This is a genomic window from Streptomyces sp. NPDC043726 (assembly GCF_056436565.1).
Genome location: NZ_JBWKCI010000024.1, coordinates 42554 through 59981, shown reverse-complemented (window position 1 = coordinate 59981; position 17428 = coordinate 42554). Strand labels below are relative to the sequence as shown.

13 protein-coding genes and 10 pseudogenes are annotated in these 17428 nt (G+C 67.6%); 11 read left to right on the top strand and 12 right to left on the bottom strand.

The genetic code is table 11. The features are described from left to right. Positions 1-61: 61 nt before the first annotated feature. Positions 62-851: pseudogene (locus AC068Z_RS41060) on the bottom strand (IS5 family transposase). 185 nt (positions 852-1036) lie between these two features. On the opposite strand from AC068Z_RS41060, the gene AC068Z_RS41055 reads away from it, so the two are divergent. From AC068Z_RS41055 to AC068Z_RS41045, 3 genes and pseudogenes are all read left to right on the top strand, one after another. Further along, positions 1037-1827, top strand: a protein-coding gene (locus tag AC068Z_RS41055; protein ID WP_478568523.1) for an IS5 family transposase whose coding sequence is annotated in 2 segments (ribosomal slippage) — positions 1037-1358 and positions 1358-1827 — 792 coding nt in all. Because the reading frame shifts where the segments join, the coding sequence is not laid out codon by codon here. A 111-nt stretch (positions 1828-1938) separates the two neighbouring features. Beyond that, the gene (locus tag AC068Z_RS41050) at positions 1939-2895 is read left to right on the top strand and encodes a phosphotransferase family protein (protein ID WP_478568472.1); all 957 of its coding nucleotides are present in this window, start codon (positions 1939-1941) and stop codon (positions 2893-2895) included. Positions 2896-3082: 187 nt separating this feature from the next. Further along, positions 3083-3658, top strand: a pseudogene (locus AC068Z_RS41045) (RHS repeat-associated core domain-containing protein); the annotation flags it as partial. A gap of 278 nt (positions 3659-3936) precedes the next feature. Here the strand turns inward: AC068Z_RS41045 and AC068Z_RS41040 are convergent. Both AC068Z_RS41040 and pcaD read right to left on the bottom strand, forming a co-directional pair. Then, positions 3937-4305 (bottom strand): annotated as a pseudogene (locus AC068Z_RS41040) (MFS transporter); the annotation flags it as partial. Positions 4306-4335: 30 nt separating this feature from the next. Next, a complete protein-coding gene (gene pcaD / locus AC068Z_RS41035; RefSeq protein ID WP_478568469.1) occupies positions 4336-5148 on the bottom strand; it encodes a 3-oxoadipate enol-lactonase in 813 nt (270 codons plus the stop codon). 99 nt (positions 5149-5247) lie between these two features. Between pcaD and AC068Z_RS41030 the strand changes: the two genes are divergently transcribed. Further along, the gene (locus tag AC068Z_RS41030) at positions 5248-6195 is read left to right on the top strand and encodes a LysR family transcriptional regulator (RefSeq protein ID WP_478568466.1); all 948 of its coding nucleotides are present in this window, start codon (positions 5248-5250) and stop codon (positions 6193-6195) included. Between the two features lie 163 nt (positions 6196-6358). On the opposite strand, the pseudogene AC068Z_RS41025 reads toward AC068Z_RS41030, so the two are convergent. The 4 genes and pseudogenes from AC068Z_RS41025 to AC068Z_RS41010 all read right to left on the bottom strand — a co-directional run. Further along, a pseudogene (locus AC068Z_RS41025) lies at positions 6359-6697 on the bottom strand (transposase); the annotation flags it as partial. A gap of 23 nt (positions 6698-6720) precedes the next feature. Further along, positions 6721-7689, bottom strand: a complete 969-nt coding sequence (locus AC068Z_RS41020; RefSeq protein ID WP_478568463.1) for an alpha/beta hydrolase — start codon at positions 7687-7689, stop codon at positions 6721-6723. 193 nt (positions 7690-7882) lie between these two features. Beyond that, positions 7883-8188, bottom strand: a pseudogene (locus AC068Z_RS41015) (helix-turn-helix domain-containing protein); the annotation flags it as partial. 1070 nt (positions 8189-9258) lie between these two features. Continuing rightward, positions 9259-9429 (bottom strand): hypothetical protein, encoded by a 171-nt coding sequence (locus AC068Z_RS41010; protein ID WP_478568460.1) that lies wholly within the window; start codon positions 9427-9429, stop codon positions 9259-9261. 303 nt (positions 9430-9732) lie between these two features. Here AC068Z_RS41010 and AC068Z_RS41005 point away from each other — a divergent pair, with 303 nt between their 5' ends. Beyond that, entirely contained in the window at positions 9733-9927 is a 195-nt protein-coding gene (locus tag AC068Z_RS41005) for a DUF397 domain-containing protein (RefSeq protein WP_478568457.1), read from the top strand. Between the two features lie 14 nt (positions 9928-9941). Here AC068Z_RS41005 and AC068Z_RS41000 read toward each other — a convergent pair whose 3' ends face one another. Beyond that, positions 9942-10796, bottom strand: a complete 855-nt coding sequence (locus tag AC068Z_RS41000) for a helix-turn-helix domain-containing protein (RefSeq protein WP_478568521.1) — start codon at positions 10794-10796, stop codon at positions 9942-9944. A 516-nt stretch (positions 10797-11312) separates the two neighbouring features. Here AC068Z_RS41000 and AC068Z_RS40995 point away from each other — a divergent pair. Continuing rightward, positions 11313-11790, top strand: a pseudogene (locus tag AC068Z_RS40995) (ATP-binding protein); the annotation flags it as partial. On the opposite strand, the gene AC068Z_RS40990 reads toward AC068Z_RS40995, so the two are convergent. Beyond that, positions 11791-12246: a hypothetical protein gene (locus AC068Z_RS40990; protein ID WP_478568454.1), complete on the bottom strand. Its 456-nt coding sequence runs from the start codon at positions 12244-12246 to the stop codon at positions 11791-11793. It abuts the pseudogene before it with no gap. 165 nt (positions 12247-12411) lie between these two features. On the opposite strand from AC068Z_RS40990, the pseudogene AC068Z_RS40985 reads away from it, so the two are divergent. The 5 genes and pseudogenes from AC068Z_RS40985 to AC068Z_RS40965 form a co-directional block, all read left to right on the top strand. Then, positions 12412-12847: pseudogene (locus AC068Z_RS40985) on the top strand (transposase); the annotation flags it as partial. 112 nt (positions 12848-12959) lie between these two features. Continuing rightward, on the top strand, positions 12960-13217 hold the full coding sequence (locus AC068Z_RS40980) for a hypothetical protein (RefSeq protein WP_478568451.1): 258 nt from the start codon (positions 12960-12962) through the stop codon (positions 13215-13217). Continuing rightward, positions 13214-13585, top strand: a complete 372-nt coding sequence (locus AC068Z_RS40975; protein WP_478568449.1) for a fic family toxin-antitoxin system, toxin component — start codon at positions 13214-13216, stop codon at positions 13583-13585. The genes AC068Z_RS40980 and AC068Z_RS40975 overlap by 4 nt, the downstream gene beginning before the upstream one ends. A gap of 253 nt (positions 13586-13838) precedes the next feature. Continuing rightward, positions 13839-15233, top strand: coding sequence for a M1 family metallopeptidase (locus tag AC068Z_RS40970; RefSeq protein ID WP_478568446.1), 1395 nt, complete (start codon positions 13839-13841; stop codon positions 15231-15233). A gap of 583 nt (positions 15234-15816) precedes the next feature. After that, a pseudogene (locus tag AC068Z_RS40965) lies at positions 15817-16179 on the top strand (ISAzo13 family transposase); the annotation flags it as partial. On the opposite strand, the pseudogene AC068Z_RS40960 reads toward AC068Z_RS40965, so the two are convergent. The 3 genes and pseudogenes from AC068Z_RS40960 to AC068Z_RS40950 form a co-directional block, all read right to left on the bottom strand. Next, positions 16177-16410, bottom strand: a pseudogene (locus AC068Z_RS40960) (transposase). The pseudogenes AC068Z_RS40965 and AC068Z_RS40960 overlap by 3 nt on opposite strands. Further along, positions 16362-16613, bottom strand: coding sequence for a hypothetical protein (locus tag AC068Z_RS40955; protein WP_478568519.1), 252 nt, complete (start codon positions 16611-16613; stop codon positions 16362-16364). Before AC068Z_RS40955 ends, AC068Z_RS40960 begins: the two are co-directional and overlap by 49 nt. Further along, a pseudogene (locus AC068Z_RS40950) lies at positions 16514-16999 on the bottom strand (transposase); the annotation flags it as partial. The pseudogene AC068Z_RS40950 and the gene AC068Z_RS40955, both read right to left, overlap by 100 nt. Between the last annotated feature and the right edge of the window lie 429 nt (positions 17000-17428).

The following is a 17428-nucleotide window of genomic DNA, read 5'->3' as shown; positions in this document are numbered from 1 at the left end:
GACAGCCGGGGCGCCCCGCCCCGGAATCGTGGACACAGGGCGCTATGAACTCGTAGCACAGTCATGAGTTGTGCTTCTTGAGTCGTCTCCAGCAGATGAGGCTGCAGGCGAGGGAGACGAAGGCGTCGTGGAGTTCGGTGCGGCGTTCCCAGCGGACGGCCAGGCGCTTGAACTGGCGGAGGAGGGCGAAGGTCTGCTCGACGACGTAGCGGAGTTTGCCCAGGCCCTGGATGTTGGGGGCGCCCTTGCGGGAGATGACTGGCAGGATCCGGCGCTTGCGTAGTTCGCGGCGGTTGGAGTTGGAGTCGTAGCCCTTGTCGCGAGCAGGGCTTCGGGACGCCGTCGCGGGCGGCCGGGGCGTCCGACGACGGGCGGGATGCCGTCGACGAGGGCGAGGGGCTGGCTGACGTCGTTGACGTTGGCCGCGGTGGTGATGACCTTGAACGGGGTGCCGGGTCCGTCGCAGATCAGAGGGTGCTTGCCGCCCGTCTTCCGCCGGTCGACCGGCGACGGACCGGTGTCGGCGCCCCCTTTTTCGCGCGGATGTGGGAGCCGTCCACGCATGCCCGGCACCAGTCCAGCTCGCCGGCCGCGCTCAGCTCGGCGAGCAGGATGCGGTGCAACTGGTCGAAGACCCCGGCCTTCTGCCAGCGGTCCAGCCGCCGCCAGCACGTCTGCCCTGAGCCGAACCCGAGCTCCAGAGGCAGCAGTTGCCAGGAGATGTCGCTGTGCAGCGCGTACAGGATGCCCGGCAGGCACAGACGGTCTGACACCGGTCGTGGCCCTGGCGACCGCTCGGGCCAGGGCGGCAAAAGCGGCTCGATCAGAGCCCACAGGTCATCCTCCACGATCCACGGCCGGGTAGTCACACCATCCCGAACGGCCGAATCGTCACACCGGTCACGGCCAACCACGGCTTTTCAATAAGATCGTGTTACGAGCTCTAGAGGTCCTAACAGAAGTTTGTTGATCATGTGACTGTCGCCTTCGATGGCTCGTTGGTGCAGTCGTGGGGAAGCACCAGCCGAGGCCCTGGATCGTCTCGGATGAACTGTGGTCGTTGATCGAGCCGTTGCTGCCCGAGCCTGCGCCGAAGCTGGTCTCGGGTCGCCCGCGGGTGCCGGACCGGCAGGCGCTGTGCGGGACCCTGTTCGTGCTGCATACCGGGATCCAGTGGGAGTACCTGCCGCAGGAGTTGGGCTTCGGCTCCGGGATGACCTGCTGGCGTCGCCTGGCCGCGTGGAACGAGGCGGGCGTGCGGGACCAGCTGCACCTGGTGCTGCTGAACAAGCTGTGGTCGGTGAGGAAGCTGGACTGGTCGCGGGCGGTGATCGACTCTTCCCATGTGCGGGCGGCCCGGCGGGGCCCAAAAGCGGTCCCAGCCCGGTCGACCGCGCACGGCGGGGCAGCAAGCACCACATCCTCACCGACGGGCAGGGCATCCCGCTTGCGGTGTCGCTGACCGGCGGCAATCGCAACGATGTCACTCAGCTGCTGCCGTTGCTGGACAAGGTTCCGGCCGTGGCCGGTGTGGTGGGCCGGCCCAGGCGGCGGCCCGACATGCTGTTCGCCGACCGTGGCTACGACCACGACAAGTACCGGCGGCTGCTGTGGCAGCGGGGCATCCGCCCCGTCATCGCCGCCCGCGGCCACCAGCACGGCACAGGCCTGGGAACTTTCCGCTGGGTGGTTGAACGGACGATCTCCTGGCTCCACGGCTTCCGGCGCCTGCGCATCCGCTGGGAGAGACGGGACGACATCCACGAGGCCTTCCTCGGCCTCGCCACCTGCCTCATCACACACCGCCACGTCCAACGCCTTTGTTAGGACCTCTAAACCAATCGCCCCAACGTCGTTGCTCTCGTAGAGTTCGCGGGTTGTCGTGGCGGAGAGGCGGATCGGAACGTGGCACGCAGGGCAGTGACGCGGGAGCAGTTGATGAGTGCAGCGCGGGCCGCGCTGGGTGGCGGGCGGCGGCTGGAGGCGGTCGAGCGGGTCGCGGGCGGCAGTAAGAAGGGCGTGTACCGCCTGGTGATGGACGACGCGACGACGGCGATCGCCTACCTATGGGATGGCGCCGAGAACTACTGGCCAGTGGCGGAGGGGGACGACGACCTCACCGACCCGTTCTCGCCCGGTCTCGGGCTCGATCTGTTTCAGGCCGCGCACGCGCGGCTGGACGCGCTCGGCGTTCGCGTTCCAGCAATCCGTCTCGTCGATCGCGATGGTACTCATTGCCCGGCCGACCTCGCGATCGTCGAGGACCTTCCGGGTGAGAGCCTGGAAAAGTTGCTCGCGCGGGATCCAGGAGCTGCTGCTCCGGTTATGGCCCGGCTCGCGGAGTCGCTGAAGGCCATGCAACGCCACCGTGCACCGGCGTACGGCAAAGTGGCCGTGGTCGACGGAGGAGGGACCTCGCGCGGCACGTCGTGCGAAGGGGTGGTTCTCGTCCGTGCGCGGCGGGACCTTGCCGAGGCGGCCTCGCGCGATTCGCGCATCGCGGCCGCCCGCGACCGGCTGGAGGAGCGGCTGCTGATCCTGGCGGCGGCGGTGCAGCCACGCGCGGAATACGCGGTCGTGCACGGCGAACTGGGACCCGACCATGTGCTCGTGGACGAGGACGGGAACCCCGTGGCGATCGACATCGAGGGATTGATGTACTTCGACGTGGAGTGGGAGCACGTGTTTCTGCGAATCCGCCTGCACGATGCCTACCAGCGGCTGCAGGCGGATGGCTTGGACGAGGACCGGCTCGCGCTCTACATGCTCGCGCAGCGTTTGTCTCTGACGGCGGGCCCGCTGCGGCTGCTCGACGGCGACTTCCCTGACCGGGCGTTCATGGCGGGCATCGCCGAGTACAACCTGAAGCAGGCATTGGAACTGGTCCACGCCTGACTTCCGGGTCTCAACTTCAATCACCGTTCCGGCCGACAGCCGAGTCTTCTCGCCCGCGTGCTCCATCGTCGGGGCGCCGGTGGGGACCGTCTCAACCGCTGCGAGGGGGCGGGTGATCATGCGGCCTGTGAGGCGTCTGGGCTGAGCAGCGTGTCAGTCTCGATCCGCTGTCCGGCCGTGAACGGCGACGGCGACGGTCACCCACCCGGACGGCGACGCGACCCAGTACGTCCACAACGGCGATGGTGAGGTCACCAAGGTCACCGACCCGCTCGGTCACTCCCGCCACGCCACCTACACCAACCACCTGACCCAGACGGCGATCGACGCGATGGGTACCGGTGCGGACCGCACGGGCGGCAACACCACCACCTACGGCTGGGACGCCCGCAACAACGCCGTATCCCAGAAGCTGCCCATGGGCGCGACCGCGTCGGTCACCACGTACCAGACCATCGCGGGCACCGACCTGCCAAACGACTTCACCAGCGCCGACGGCCGCAAGGACACTTTCTCCTACGACACCAACGGCAACACCCTGTCGGTGACCACGTCCGGCGCTGCCGGCGCCACCCGCTCCTACACCTACAACCCCACGACACCGACCTGCGGCGGCTTCGAGGGCCAGCGCTGCACGGCCAAGGACGGACGGAGCAAGGCCACCTCCTTCACCTACGACACCGACGGCAACCTGACCAAGGTCACCCCGCCGGCGCCGCTGGGGGAAACCCTCTACACCTACGACGCGCTGGGCCGGGTGCAGAGAAGGCGCCTGTGCCTCGGCTTCGGGATGGGGCAGGGATTCGACGTCAACGAGGTGATCGAAGCGAGATGGGGGCGGTGCCATGATCGCGGATCTGTGTACGACGAGCCGGGCCCGTGCGGAGAGCTGTCTGGGTCCTGCTGGCCCGGTGGCTGGGGCTTCACCGCTTGGTCCAGGCCGATCAGGGCTCTTCCGGGCGGTGAACATCTCGGCGGGGAGCGCAGGTTCCTCGGAGGCGCAGCCGAAGATCGATGTCGCACACCCTCCCTCCGGGAGGGTCATGTCGCTACATTCGCGCTGTCTTGTGAGGCGTCTTCCTCGGACTGCGGCTTCAGGATGCCGCGTCCACGCGTACGGTCCATCTCGCGCCATTGCGGCCGCAGTCCAGCCAGATTCGTGGTGAGGAAGTACGCGGCGGCGCAGGCGAGCAGCACCGGCACGAGTCCGACAGCGGTCACCGCCGCCCCGGCGAGCAGCCCGCCGAGAGGGATACCTGCCCAGGCCAGCGAGTCACCGAGCGCGTTGACCCGGCCCACCATCCGGCGCGGCACCCGCTCGACGAGGACGGCTCCCAGCACTGGATTGACGAAGCCGGCACCGAACCCACTGACCGCGAAGACGGCCAATACTGCTCCCAGCGGGGCATCCCGCATCCCGCACGACAGCGCCCCCTGTCGTCACACGTCAGGCCTCTCGGTGAGGAAGGGCACCACGGTGTCCAGGAACTCCGCCTGCCTCTCGACGTTCGCCATGTGCACCGTGGGCAGGACGGTGAACCGCGCGCCGGGGATGATCGCGGCGAGTTCCTTGCCGTGGTCGGCCGACGTGACGGTGTCGTGCTCGCCCGCGATGACCAGTGTGGGGCGGGGGATGAGTGCGGCCGTGCGGCGCAGGTCTGAGTCCCGGACCGCAGCCCAGCTGCCGGCGACGCCCTCGCGCCGCGTGGCGAGCAGGGTGCGGCGGAAGCCCTCGACGACCTCGTCATCGCCCCTCAGCATGCGGTCCGGGAACCAGTTGCCCAGGAACATGTCCGCGGTGGCCCGCATGTCGGGGGCCTCGAGGAGTTCGGCGATCGGCCGATCCCACTGACTCGCCGGGCCGAGGTGCGCGGCGGTGTTGGAGAGCACGAGACGGTCGACACGCTCCGGGACGTGGATCCCCAGCCACTGCGCGACGATTCCGCCCAGGGACAGGCCCAGCACGTGCACCCGCAGCAGGCCCAGAGCGTCCAGCAGCTCCACCACGTCGCGCCCCAGCCGGTCCAGGGAGTAGGGGCCGGCGGGGACGTCGGAGGCGCCGTGGCCTCGCGCGTCGTAGCGCAGCAGCCGGAAGTGCTCGGTCAGGGCCGGTACTTGGCCGTCCCACATGTGGAGGTCGGTGCCGATGGAGTTCGAGAGCAGCAGCACAGGCTTTCCCGCGTCGCCGTCGAAGCGGTAGGCGATGCGGACACCGTCCCCGGTGGTGACGGTGGAAGGGGTTCGAGAGGTCATGTCAGCTCCAGTGGTCCAGCGGCTTTGCGCTCAGCGTAGGAATGCCGACTGCAGATATCCATGACAAAGATCAGACAGGCATTGTAGGTTTTCCGGACGATGTCGAACTTCACGCTCCACGAGTTGCAGTGCTTCGACGCCGTCGTGCGCGGCGGCGGCTTCCAGGCCGCCGCCGACCTGCTGCACCGTTCGCACCCTTCCGTGTTCGCGGCGGTCGCCAAGCTGGAACGCCAGCTGGGACTGGCCCTCCTGGACCGCTCGGGCTATCGGGTCCAGCTCACCGAGTCCGGGCGCGCCTTCCACCGAAAGGTGCGCGTCCTGCTGCACGAGGCCGACGAACTCCACACCTACGCCGCTCAGTTGGCGATGGGTGAAGAGGCGGAGCTGCGCGTGGTGCTCGGAGACCTGTGTCCGTTGCCGCCGGTGCTGGAGATGCTCAGCGGCTTCTTCGCGCAGCGCCCGCAGACACGGCTGCATCTGCAGTTCGAGACGGTGACCGGTCCCTGGGAGCGGCTGCGGGAGGGCGAGGCCGACCTGATCGTGCATCGCGTCCCCAAGAGCGACGTGCGCATGGAGTGGATTGACCTCGGCCGCGTCGCGCTGGTGCCCGTCGTGGCGCCCGGCTTCCTGCCCTTCCCCGTGGACACCGACATCACGCCGCAGCGGATGCAGGCCCTCACCCAGTGCGTGGTGCGGGACTCGGCGCGCCACCCGTCCGAACCAGGCCACTTCCTGGTCGAGGGCGCACCCCGGACCTCGGTCCCGGACCACGTCATGAAGAAGGAGCTGATCTTGCGCGGCATGGCGTGGGGGCACGTGCCGCGGTTTCTGATCGAGACCGAACTGTGCGACGGAAGCCTGCTCTCCATCGCGGGCCGGCACTTCCCCGGAGTGGTCGAGGAACTCTCGGCCGCCCGCCGGCGCGACCAGCCGCACGGACCGGTCGCCGACCAACTGTGGGACTTCCTGGCCCGCCGGGCACCACTCCTGAACCCGACGCTGGGCCGCGTACCCAGCGCGAAGAGAGCACCCTCGCACGACACGTAGCATGGGCGACCAAGGGGCGAGAGGCAGGGTGACCTGGACAGTCCAGCTCATCGTCCTGGCGGCGGATGATGTCCGGATAGTCGGGCCGACGCCCTCCCAGACTGAGACGTCGGCGGCTCTGATCGCGGGTCTGTCAAACGAGCGGTGTAACCAGGGTTGACGGTTACTGACGGGCTGCGGAGAGGCGGCCGTCGAAGGTGAGGTCGAAGGCATTCAGCGCGGCCTTCCAGCGCATGGTCCAGCGGGCCTGGCCCTTGCCCGTGGGGTCGAGCGACATGATCGCCATGTAGACGCACTTCAGTGCGGCCTGCTCGTTCGGGAAGTGCCCGCGGGCCTTGACCGCCCGACGGATACGGGTGTTGACCGACTCGATCGCGTTCGTCGTGCAGACGATGCGACGGATCTCGGTGTCGAACCGCAGGAATGAAGTGAACTCCTCCCAGGCGTTCTCCCACAGCTTCACGATCGCCGGGTATTTCCTGCCCCAGGCGTCGGCGAACTCGGCGAACCAGGGAAGGTGCCCCGTCAGGGCAGCGTCTTGATCCACTCGGTGATGACATCGGCGTACTGCTGGGCCATCGGGTCGTGCATCGTGTGCGGGGCGTCGAGCGGGGTGAAGGTGACAGGCTGGCCGGCGGCCTCCATCAGGCGGCGAGCCTGGGCGGCCTGGATGTCGGTCATCGCGCCCATGAGCTGGCCGGTGTCGGGGTCGCTCATGTGGAAGTGGTGGGTGAGCAGGACCGGAGTCCTGACCTGGGCGAGCATGGCGGCGTGGTCGCAGCCGGCGTTCGCGCTGTCGTCGGCCCACACCTGGCCCCACTCGGGGTCGTACTCCTTGAACCGCTGCACCGGGGTCGGGGAAGCACCCGACTCCGGGTTCCCGTCGCCCATCATGAAGCCGATGCCCGGGCGCAGGAACTCGGGCAGCTCGTTCGGGGCGGCCTCGACCATGCCGCTCCAGTCGCCGATGGACCACTGCGGCCCCAGCCACTTCGGCCACAGGGCGAAGATCGGGCCCAGGGACTGCTTCATGCCGGGGCCGTAGAGCGGGGATGCCTGGGAGGAGAACAGAGGCGGGTCTTCGAGGATCGCGCCGCGCACCAGTCTGGGCTTGGCATAGGCGGAGAGCCAGGCGGTGATGACGCCGCCCGAGGAGTTCCCGGCGACGACGGTGGGACGCTGGATGACCAGGTCGATGAACCGCTCGACGTCCGCCCCCCAGATGTTGAGGTTGTAGCGGCCCGGGGTCCACGTCGAGCGACCCTGCCCGCGCAGGTCGATCGCGTACACCCGGAACTCCGACTTGAGCAGCTCGATCGCCTCCTCGTAACCCCACCAGGACTCGGTCTGCGACGGAATCAGCAGCAGCGCCGGCGCCTCGGGATCGCCCTCCACGACGTAGTTCATGCGGATCTCGCCCAGGTCCACCGTGTGCTCGGTGAACCGGTGCTCGACGAACGTGTCGGCGCGGTCAGCGGCTTCGGACAGGCCCATAGTCGTACTCCTTGCACGTGCGGCAGGCAGCCCAGGGTTACAGACGGCTACCCACTGTCATCCTTCCGGCAGGACGCCCTGACGGCGACCCGGCACGACCGTAGGTCTCATTGCGGACAGCTACCGTCCTGGATCGACACCGGTGGAACGCGTCGCGCCTGTCGTCAAACGATCGAATGACGACAGGCGCGACGGCAGGCGTGCCGTCCACGAGAACGTAATCGGGGTCTGTCTCGCGCAGGACCTTCAGCAGGCCGCGCCTTGTCGGCCAGGTGCTCGACGACGGTGGTGACGTACGCGTGGGCGGTGCCGACGGAAGTACGGAAACCCGCGGCGAGTTGGGCCAGGGGGTCGTGCCGGCGCAGGTATGCCAGAGCGATCACCGCACGCTCGGACGGCCGGAGTTTGCAGCGTCGGTCACCCTCACGGGTGACGATCAGCATCGTCACCCACTCCACGAGTGCGTGCGGCAGGTCGAGGCGGCAGGATGCGAGACCAACAGGAGTCCTGAGATGGAGAGTTGAGACCTAGACACCTCTCTCAACGGCACGGGAGCCCTGTCCGTTGCCTACAGTCCCGCCGTCACCCGTCCGGGGGCCACCCTGAGAACCCTCAGTGGGCCCTTCTGCCCTCGGCCAGTGAACATCGAAGATCTCACATGGCAGGCGCGGACGCTTGGAGGGCAGCCTCGGTCCTGTGGTGTGGCCGTGCTGGCGGGGGCGGCTGGGGATGGGGTCAGCCGTGCGCAGGAAGGTCGTGCGTGGCAGCCGCCGGTTCTTTCGGTTCCCTCGCGCCCAGCCGAGCGCGGCTTTTGACGGCATACGGGTCAGCTTGCTTCGGTCATGAAGCCGTCTGTGCTCGGCATGCCCGCAGCCGGCCGGGCACACTGATCCCTCGTGCGGTCTGTCATGCCGCGAAGGCGCTGGACGGGATGAGTTCGTTGCATCGCCCGGCGCGGGCGGGGGAGTGGCCGGAGGGCGTTGACGCGGGGGCGTGCCAGGGTGGGGACGGCGTTGGCGGTTGATGTTCTGGGGTTCGGGCTGTACCGGGATCTGCCGAAGATCTGGCAGGGCTTCAGGCTGGCGATGCCGTGGTCGGCTGGTGCTCGTTTCGCGGCCAGGGGTCTGGTTGAGGGTCTTCTTGGTGGGTGGTGCGTTCCTGTAGCGGCCTGCGTTGAATACCCGTGGTCAGCCGTGGGCTGCCGTCCTGGTTGAGGCGGTTGGCCAGGGTGGGCGCGCTCTGGCGCTGCCGGCTGTAGATGATCCGTGGGTGTGGGCAGCGCTCTGGTCATGAATTTGTCCCCGGGAGCGCGGTGGCTGGGGGCTGCAGGCGGTGGCTGTGTGTGGGTAAGTAGCGGTGTGGCAGCGGGTGTTGGGCTGGGGTGGTGTGGCGGGTGCGGTGTGGTGCTTTTGTGGGGTGTGGTTGGGCTGGGTGGGTGACTGGCGGGGGCTGGGGGTGTGTGCTGGTGGGGTGCTGAGGGGTTGTTGAGTGGGTGTGCGGGGGTGCTGCGCGGGTCGGGGGTGCGGGTGGTGGCCCGCGCAGCGGTGTGGCCCTGGGGTGCTGGGGCGGTTAGGGGGCGCCGATTTTGCGGTCGATCCACCAGAACAGCAGGAGGGTGGCGCCTCGTCCGATCGCGGGGACGGCGTGCTTGAGTGCCCGGGTGGCGCCAGTGCGCATCCGCTGCTTCCAAGTAGTGCCGTCGGTGGTGTGGCCCTCGGGCTGAGGGCCGGTAGACTCCATGATGGAGTTTCCTTTCCTGATCACTGCGGGATGGGGGCTTTGCCTGGGGAGTCCGCGGTCGGATGCTTGCCGGCTCGACCGTACGGACTCTCTTTCGCTGTCCAGGAATCCCCTCTTCTTCTGGGGAAACCTCAGGACAAAACTGTACTGCTGGCGCTATGCCTGTTTTGCGTATTTTGTCGTGTTTATTCCTTTCTTTCGGTTGCCCGGCTCTTGGCACGTCCGGTGCTCTGGCTCATAATGGCGAGTACGCTCACAGGGTTTCTGCTGTTCTCGAAATCACCGCATGCATGGGGGCATTGGATGGGCGAAGAGGAGAATGAAATTCTCTGGAAAAAGAGTTCCGGTGGCGGAAATTGTGTAGAGGTGGGCTTTTCCGCTGCGGTTCTCGTGCGTGATTCCAAGGATCCGGCGCGTGCCCGGGTGTCGTGCGGTCTCACCGCATGGAAGTTTTTCATAGCCGGCATCAAGGAACCGGGGCAGGGCTTTTCGGAATAGAGTCCCCTTTCTTCTCATCCGGTAGTCATGTCGAGGAGTTCCTCGGATACTTCCCGCGCCGGTCCGCGTTCGACCTTCCAGAAAGCGTCGAGGTAGTCAGAGGGGTCGCGCTGCCCGCTGCGCCCGGGCGCCTTCTCGCTGAAGAGCACTTCACCGTCCGGGTTCTCCACATACGAGACGAGCCCGTAGTCCTCCTGGTCGGGAAATTCGAAGACGACGTAGGGCGACCGGAAGAGCGGGTAGATTCCCTCACTGAACGGCACATACATGATGTGCACGTTCTCCATCTCGTTGAGCTGGAGAAGGTTCTCGATCTGGCGGCGCATGACACCTGTGTCGCCCACCGTGCGGCGCAGGACGGATTCGTCGATGATGAACCACATCTCGGGTCCGCCTTCCGGCCGCATCACCCGTGCCTGACGCTCCAGCCTCAGCTGCAGGTGCGCGTCTGCTCTGTCCCGCGTCTCCTCGAGCCCCTTCAGCAGGGTTGCGGCGTATTCCTCGGTCTGCAGAAGACCGGGAATCAGGTTGGGTTCGAAGTTCCGGATGATGGGGGCGGACGTCTCATAGGTGAGATAGGTCAGAAAGTCCGGGGAAGCGACCGCGCGGAAGGGCTCCCACCAGGACGGCAGCCGCGCCGCCCGGGCCATGTTGATCAGGTGCTCCTGCTCCTGCGCGCCGACCTCGTAGTGCTGGGCAAGGATCCGCACGTCGCTCGGCGACACGCGGATTTTCCCGTTCTCGATTCTGATCACTTTTGACGGGGACCAGTCCAGCGCTGCCGCCACCTGCGCCTGGGTCAGGCCGGTGGCCTCGCGGGCCTTCTTGAGGCGATCGCGCAGCAGCTCACGCTGGAAAAACGGGTCCATGGCTTCCACGGGGACTCCTCCAAAGCGGTCGGATCTGGCCATGGCGAAACCAGCCTGCCGGGTACCCGGCAGGCTGCTTGCCGACCGACAGCCTAGCGACCACATGCCGTGTGACGCGCTGTATGAAAGCGCAGTGCCTGACACCTTCGTGCCTGGGATCGTGCTGCCTGACGTCGCACTGCGTAAAGCCCTCACGCTTGCTTTCATGGTGCCTGCCACCCTGTTGCCTCCCGACCGCCTGCCCTAGGGCCTGCTGCCTGTCAGCTCACTGCTTGGTAAGTAAATGCTACATAGCATCATTGCTTCTGTCGGTGTGTCAGCACAAGCCCGCGACGAGTATCAGCCGAGGTAGACCAGCCATTCGCTGAAACCCCCGATCCCCACGACGACTTGAGGTGCACAGGAGGCGCACGCGGAATGCCCGGGCGCCCCATATGGCTGCCCAAGACCACCGCCTAGCAGGCGAGTTGGGCGCCCCAGCGCTGCAGGCGCGGCGGTTGCCGGGCAGAACTCGCCGAGACCAAGACCAACGTCGCCCTGCTCGGCCAGCCCGGGGTCGGCAAGACCCACATCGCCGTCGCGTTGGCGGTCGCGGCCTGCCGGGCCGGCTTCACCATCTACTTCACCTCGCTGGACGACGTGGTCCGCCAGCTCAAGGCCGCCGACTCCATCGGCCGCCTGAACCGCAAGCTCCAGACTTACCTGCGAACTCACGTCCTCGTAGTCGACGAAGTCGGATACCTGCCGCTGGAACGCGAGGAGGGAAACCTCGTCTTCCAGCTGATCTCGAAGCGCTACGAAAAGGGCTCGATCATCCTGACCTCGAACAAGAGCTTCAGCGCATTCGGACAGGTCGTCGGCGACGAAGTCCTGGCCACCGCCGTCCTCGACCGGCTCCTACACCACTGCGACGTCGTCGCGATCAACGGCCCCCAGCAGCTACCGGCTCAAGAACCGCCTCACCACCATCGACGGCGAAGCCGGTGCCGCTTGATCAGACTCCCGCCGTGTGCTGCTCGCTCCAACCGTCAGCGGGGCACTGCTCAACCCTCGCTGTAACTGAATGGTGTTGGAGCCGCACTGCGATGAGTTCCATCTCGACGAGCGTGCCGACCAGGCCGATCGTCTTCAACTCGCCTGACATTGCTCGTGCTTGCGCCAGAGACAGCCCATGCACTTCTCGAAGAGCGCGCAGGACAGGAACCAGGCTCACCTCGGGCTCTGCCAACCGGAGCCGGGCAGGCCCATGTTCCGCCAAGAGTGCCTGGCGTATCTCCTCGGGAGTCTCGTCGCCGCTGTCCTGCTCGCACCAGGCGACGGGGCAGGTCTGGCAGGCCCCCTCGGTTCCCCACCACAGTCGTCCGCGGTCGATGAACTGGCCGGTGTCGAGTATCAGCACGCCGCCGCAGGCTTCGCACCGCGTTGTGATCTTCACGCCCTGGCTGATCACCTTGCTCCTCGTCGTCGGACCTGCCCTGAATGACGCGAGCCGGTGACTCCGCGGCGGGGACGTGCTCAGGTGGTCGCACTTTGCGTGGCGCTTTACCCACAGATCGGCCTGACGCGCCCTGCACGTTCATCCGTACCTGACTCTGCCCACTCGCGAGTACGCCGACAGCTCTGGCAGGGCGAGGCGATCGGCCGGTCCCGCAGCGGGCTGACAACGAAGATCCACCTGGCCTGCCACGGCGACGGCGGGCCCCTGGCCTTCACCGTGACCGCCGGGAACGTCAACGACTGCACCCAGTTCGAGGCAGTGATCGCCCGCATCCGCATCCTGCGATGCGGGCCCGGCCGTCCACGCACCCGGCCCGCCCTGCTCGCCGCCGACAAAGGGTTACTCATCCATGAAGATCCGCTCCTACCTGCGCAGACGCGGCATCAAAGCCGCCATTGCGGAGCGGATCAACCAGATCAACGGCCGCCTCCGACGCGGCGAGAGCCGCTGCCGGCTCAACCGGGCCGCCTACCGGCGCCGCAAAACCGTCGAGCGCTGCTTGACCAGACTGAAACACGACAAGGCCCTGGCCACCCGCTATGCCACACGCGCTGCCATGGAGCCAGCTCGGGGCAGCCTGCCATCGAAAGCAGTTCGAGCCTGCGACCGCGTCTTGTCCCGCACCAGACCTGGTGCTACCACCATGCTACCGATATGGTTGGGGTGTGACCTCTACCAAGAAGCAGACCCAGGTCCGACTGGACGAACACGTCCTCGCGGCAGGGAAGCAGGCCGCGGCCGCCCGCCGCCTGGACTTCAACCGGTACGTGGAACGACTGATCATCGAAGACACCACCGGGGCCCGCGCCGCCGGTATGGCGGCCGCCCAGCGCCTCATCGATGAGCATGGCGCGTTCCTCGACGACCTGGAGCGCCAGCTCGACGCCCCGTACGACGAGCAGCATCCGGGCGCCGTCGCGTGATCCTGCATGTCGACGAGTCCTGGATCCTCGAGGTTGCCGAGCGGGCCGGCCACCGCGACCCGGCCGCCGACGACTACGGCCTGCCCATCGCAGCCGTCGCCCGCCATCGCGGCGAACTCCTCGAGACTCCCGTCTACGACGGCCCCTACGCCCGCGCCGCCGCTCTCGTCCACACCCTGGGCCGCTGCCGCTGGCTGGAGCGCTCCAACCTCACCGTCGCCTGCGCCGTCGCCGTCATGTACCTCGAAGCCAGCAACATCCCCGTCAACCCCACCCGCGAACAACTCACGGCACTCGCCCACGAATTGAACAACCCGCGCAGCACCGCAGCCCGCGTCGCCACCCTGCTCCGCACCTGGAAGCCCTGAGCGCGAACCACAGCCTCCGGGACACCCTCCTGGGCCCAGAGGAAGCCGCTGGTCCCCGCGTTAAGGATCTGCGTGGCCCTGAACACCGCGCGCGGGGCGGCGGGCAACACGACCCATCCCGCTATGGCGGCCCACTGCGGTGCGCCTGCGGCCGAGGACGGTATGGCAGTGAGCGGGGGACTGAGGGTGAGCGCCACCGCACTGGGTCCCGGCAACCGCCATTTGACAGACCGCTGTGACATCATTCGCTGCCATGTCGTCGTTACGCGCACCCGCGTGGTGGTCAAGGGCCGTTCGCCGTCTGCTTGTTGTCCCGCTTGCCTTGCTCGCGGTGACGGGCGCCACCGGTGCCGTGACGACACCGGCATCCAAGGCCGAGGTCGAGGCCGCGACGCCCGATCGGCTTCGCTACGACGTGTCCCTGCGCGGCGATGCCGACGGCTCCCACTGGACCGGCCGGCAGCGGGTGTCGTTCCGCAACGCCGCCGACCGGCCTTTGCGTGAGGTGTACGTCCGTCTGTGGGGCAACGGCGTCGACAAGTGCGGCACGCCGGGCAAGCCGCCCCCGATCGGAATCTCCAAGGTGCGCGGTGGCAGTGCGGGCAGCCTCACCGTGAACTGCACCGCGCTGCGCATCACCCTGCCGGAGCCGCTCGCGCGCGGCGAGCGGACGGCCGTCTCCTTCGACGTGTCCATCACTGTGCCCCAGCGCAACGACCGTTTCGGCCGCGAGGGCGCGTTCCGCTTCCTGGGCAACGCGTTGCCGGTGCTCGCCGTGCACGATGCGAAGGGGTGGCACCTCGATCCCTATGTGTCGACCGGCGAGAGCTTCTACGCCCTGGCGAGCGACTTCCGTGTGCGTATCGACCACCCGTCGGCCCTCAAGATCCCCGCGACGGGCCGCACTTGGACCAGCAACGGCAAGCCCGGGCGCACGGTCACGCACAGCCACGCGCAGCGGGTGCGGGACTTCGCCTGGGCGGCGGGGCCGTTCCGCACGGCAACGGAGACCTCGCCTGGTGGTGTGCGCGTCAAGTCGTACTGGGCGCCGAACACACCCGCGGCGGGTGTACGCCTCAACCGCAAGGACGGCGTCGCCGCGGTCGACCGGTTCGGCATGGAGTTCGGCCGCTATCCCTACGGCGAGATCGACTTCGTGATGACCAAGGACTTCGGCGGCGGTATGGAGTACCCCGGCCTAGTAGTCCTCGGCACCACCGAAGAGGGCAGCGCCGTCGTCCACGAGGTGGCCCACCAATGGTGGTACGGCATCGTGGGCAACGACGAATACGGCGCACCCTGGCTGGACGAGAGCTTCGCCCAATACGCCAACGCACGCTTCTACGGCTGGGACACACGCGACTGCTGGTCCGACGCCGACTGGCCGAGCGAGCAGACCGCGCTCACCAACTCGATGGCCTACTGGAGCGAGCACCCGGGCGAATACCACCTCATCTACACGGCCGGCTCCTGCGCCCTGGCCCGCCTGGAGCGCACCCTCGGAGCCGACACAATGGCGCGACTCCTCAAGCGGTACGCCCGAGACCACTGGTACGGCGTCTCCACCACCGCCGACTTCAAGAGGGCCGCACAGTCCGTGACGGACACTGACTTGGACCCCTTTTGGACGAAGCACCGCATCCGGTGAGACCGCTTGGTGCCGTCACCGGAACACGTCTGTTCGACGAAGATCCACTGCGGTCCGGACCGGGACAGGCCCGGCTCGGATAGATCGAGAGCGTCGACCCGCTTGTCGTGAAAGCCCTGGAGACAGGCGAGAGCGCTGTGCTGTACGCCTCTGTCGTCGGGGCGTGTGACGGTCCCTGCAGCGCAGAAATGATCGAGCGGAGCGTGAAGGTTGAACTACGCAAGCCGCTAGGTGACCGCATTCTCCCGGACGCTCTCACCGGCCGACGGAGCCCTACGGAGAGCCCAACGGGCTCTCACCGAGTTGGACCTAGAAGTCGCCCCTTCATTGTGGCGGCTGGTGCGAGCTGTCGTTAGCCTCGATCTTTCGCGATGGTCCGCCGACGGAGTCGGTGGACCCTTTCGCTTTCCGGAGCTCACCGTGGGCAGGCCGGCGGACCGGTTGTCGCATCGGGTGGGCGCCGGGTTCCACTGGCCGGTGGGTGATGTTGTTGTCGGGACGGTTAGCAGGTTGCTGGTCAGCCGGGGGTGGGCAGGATCGCGAGTCGTTCGAGGGCGGCGGTGATCTCGCGGGTCCAGGGTGCCGCACCGACCTCGCCGTTCTCGTTGACCGCCTCGCACTGCGGCAGGCCGCCCGAGTGGAGCGGCACCGTCACCAGCAGCGAGGCGGCCCTCGCCAGCCGGGCACCCGCGGCGGCGTCTTCCCTCAGAAGATCGGCGACGTAGAACGCGTGCTGGCCGCCGCACTCTTCCACCGCCGGGTCTGCATTGGCGAGGTCCTGGCCGAGCTATTCCAGGTGAGCCGCCGCACCATCGGCAACGCCTTTCTTGACGTGCGCCCGCTCCTGGAAGAAGACGGATTCCATCTCACACCAGCCCCGAGGAAGTACCGCACTGTCGGCGCCCTCTTGGCCTCCGTTCCCCAACAGGGGAATCCACCAAGTTCATTCCGTACGGCTCCAATGAACCCTGCACCTTTGCCAGGCGGCTCCCAGCATGACCTTGCGGACGGCGGCGACGAGCCCGGAGTGCTGGTCGGTGACGACGAGGCGGACCCCGGACAGGCCGCGTTCGCGCAGGGAGCGCAGGAACTCCTTCTAAAACGCCTCGCTCTCGCTGTCGCCGACTATCAGCCCGAGGACCTCGCGGTTGCCGTCCTCGGTGATACCGGTGGCCACCACGACGGCCCGCGAGACGATCTGGTGGTTGACCCGGGCCTTGCACTAGGTCCGCGTCCAGGTAGACGTAGGGAAAGCGGACATGGTCCACGGGGCGGGGGCGGAACGCGGTCAGCGGCTCGTCCAGCGCCCGCGCAGATCCGCGAGACCTCCGATTTGGAGATGCCGCTGTCCCCGCCCAGGGCTTTGACCAGGTCATCCACGCTGCGGGTGGAGACGCCGTGCACGTATGCGCCTCCATGATGACGGCGTAGAGGGCCTGGTGGATGCGGCGCCGGCGTTCCAGCAGGCTGGGGAAGAAGCTGCCGGTGCGGACCTTGGGGATCTCCAGGTCTAGATCGCCGGCCAGCGTGGTGAGCACCTTCTCGCGGTGCCCGTTGCGGACGTTGGTCCGCGTCGGCGTGTGCTCGTTCCACTCGGCGCCGATGTGCGCGGTGGCGTCGGCCTCGATCAGTTCTTGCACCATCCGCTCGGCGATGGCGCGGATGAGCTCGATTCCGTCGGTCGAGCGTAGTGACTCCAGCAGCCGTATCAGCTCAGACTGGGACAGGGCCGTTGTGCACTCCTCGTGGTTGAACCGGCAGTTCACCAACGAGAGTTACGCGGTGGCCCACCTCCTGTTCAGGGAGCGGTACTCACCGTTGGAAGTGCGCCCCGGGCAGACGCCCGCGCACTCCCAGCCGCTGATCCCGCACACCACGACGAGGGACACCATCCTTCGGGTTGCGGGGCTGGGAATGCCGGCACCCGCCCGCCCACAGACCACCTGCTCTCCTCCATGGGCCTGAGCGCCGTCCTCGGCTGACGAAGCTTTCCCACGCCACTGCAAGCTCCGGTCGGGCCGCCCCAGCGCAATGCGACCCGGTCGCCAAATCAACCTCGGAGGCGAGCGTCGGGCCGTGCCCCCGGTCGCAAGGCGGCGGGCGGCTTGACCCTCGTGCCCGCACCGGCCCTGCTCGTCCCGCACTCATGAAGTGCCCCTGGAGCGGGTGCATCCCGGGGTGGCCGGCGATGAACA

Bases quoted from the DNA above. Each gene is read 5' to 3' on its own strand.
- AC068Z_RS41050 (WP_478568472.1), top strand. From the start codon at position 1,939: ATGAGTGCAGCGCGGGCCGCGCTGGGTGGCGGGCGGCGGCTGGAGGCG.
- pcaD (WP_478568469.1), bottom strand. From the start codon at position 5,148: ATGACCTCTCGAACCCCTTCCACCGTCACCACCGGGGACGGTGTCCGC.
- AC068Z_RS41030 (WP_478568466.1), top strand. From the start codon at position 5,248: ATGTCGAACTTCACGCTCCACGAGTTGCAGTGCTTCGACGCCGTCGTG.
- AC068Z_RS41020 (WP_478568463.1), bottom strand. From the start codon at position 7,689: ATGGGCCTGTCCGAAGCCGCTGACCGCGCCGACACGTTCGTCGAGCAC.
- AC068Z_RS41010 (WP_478568460.1), bottom strand. From the start codon at position 9,429: ATGGAGTCTACCGGCCCTCAGCCCGAGGGCCACACCACCGACGGCACT.
- AC068Z_RS41005 (WP_478568457.1), top strand. From the start codon at position 9,733: ATGGGCGAAGAGGAGAATGAAATTCTCTGGAAAAAGAGTTCCGGTGGC.
- AC068Z_RS41000 (WP_478568521.1), bottom strand. From the start codon at position 10,796: ATGGACCCGTTTTTCCAGCGTGAGCTGCTGCGCGATCGCCTCAAGAAG.
- AC068Z_RS40970 (WP_478568446.1), top strand. From the start codon at position 13,839: ATGTCGTCGTTACGCGCACCCGCGTGGTGGTCAAGGGCCGTTCGCCGT.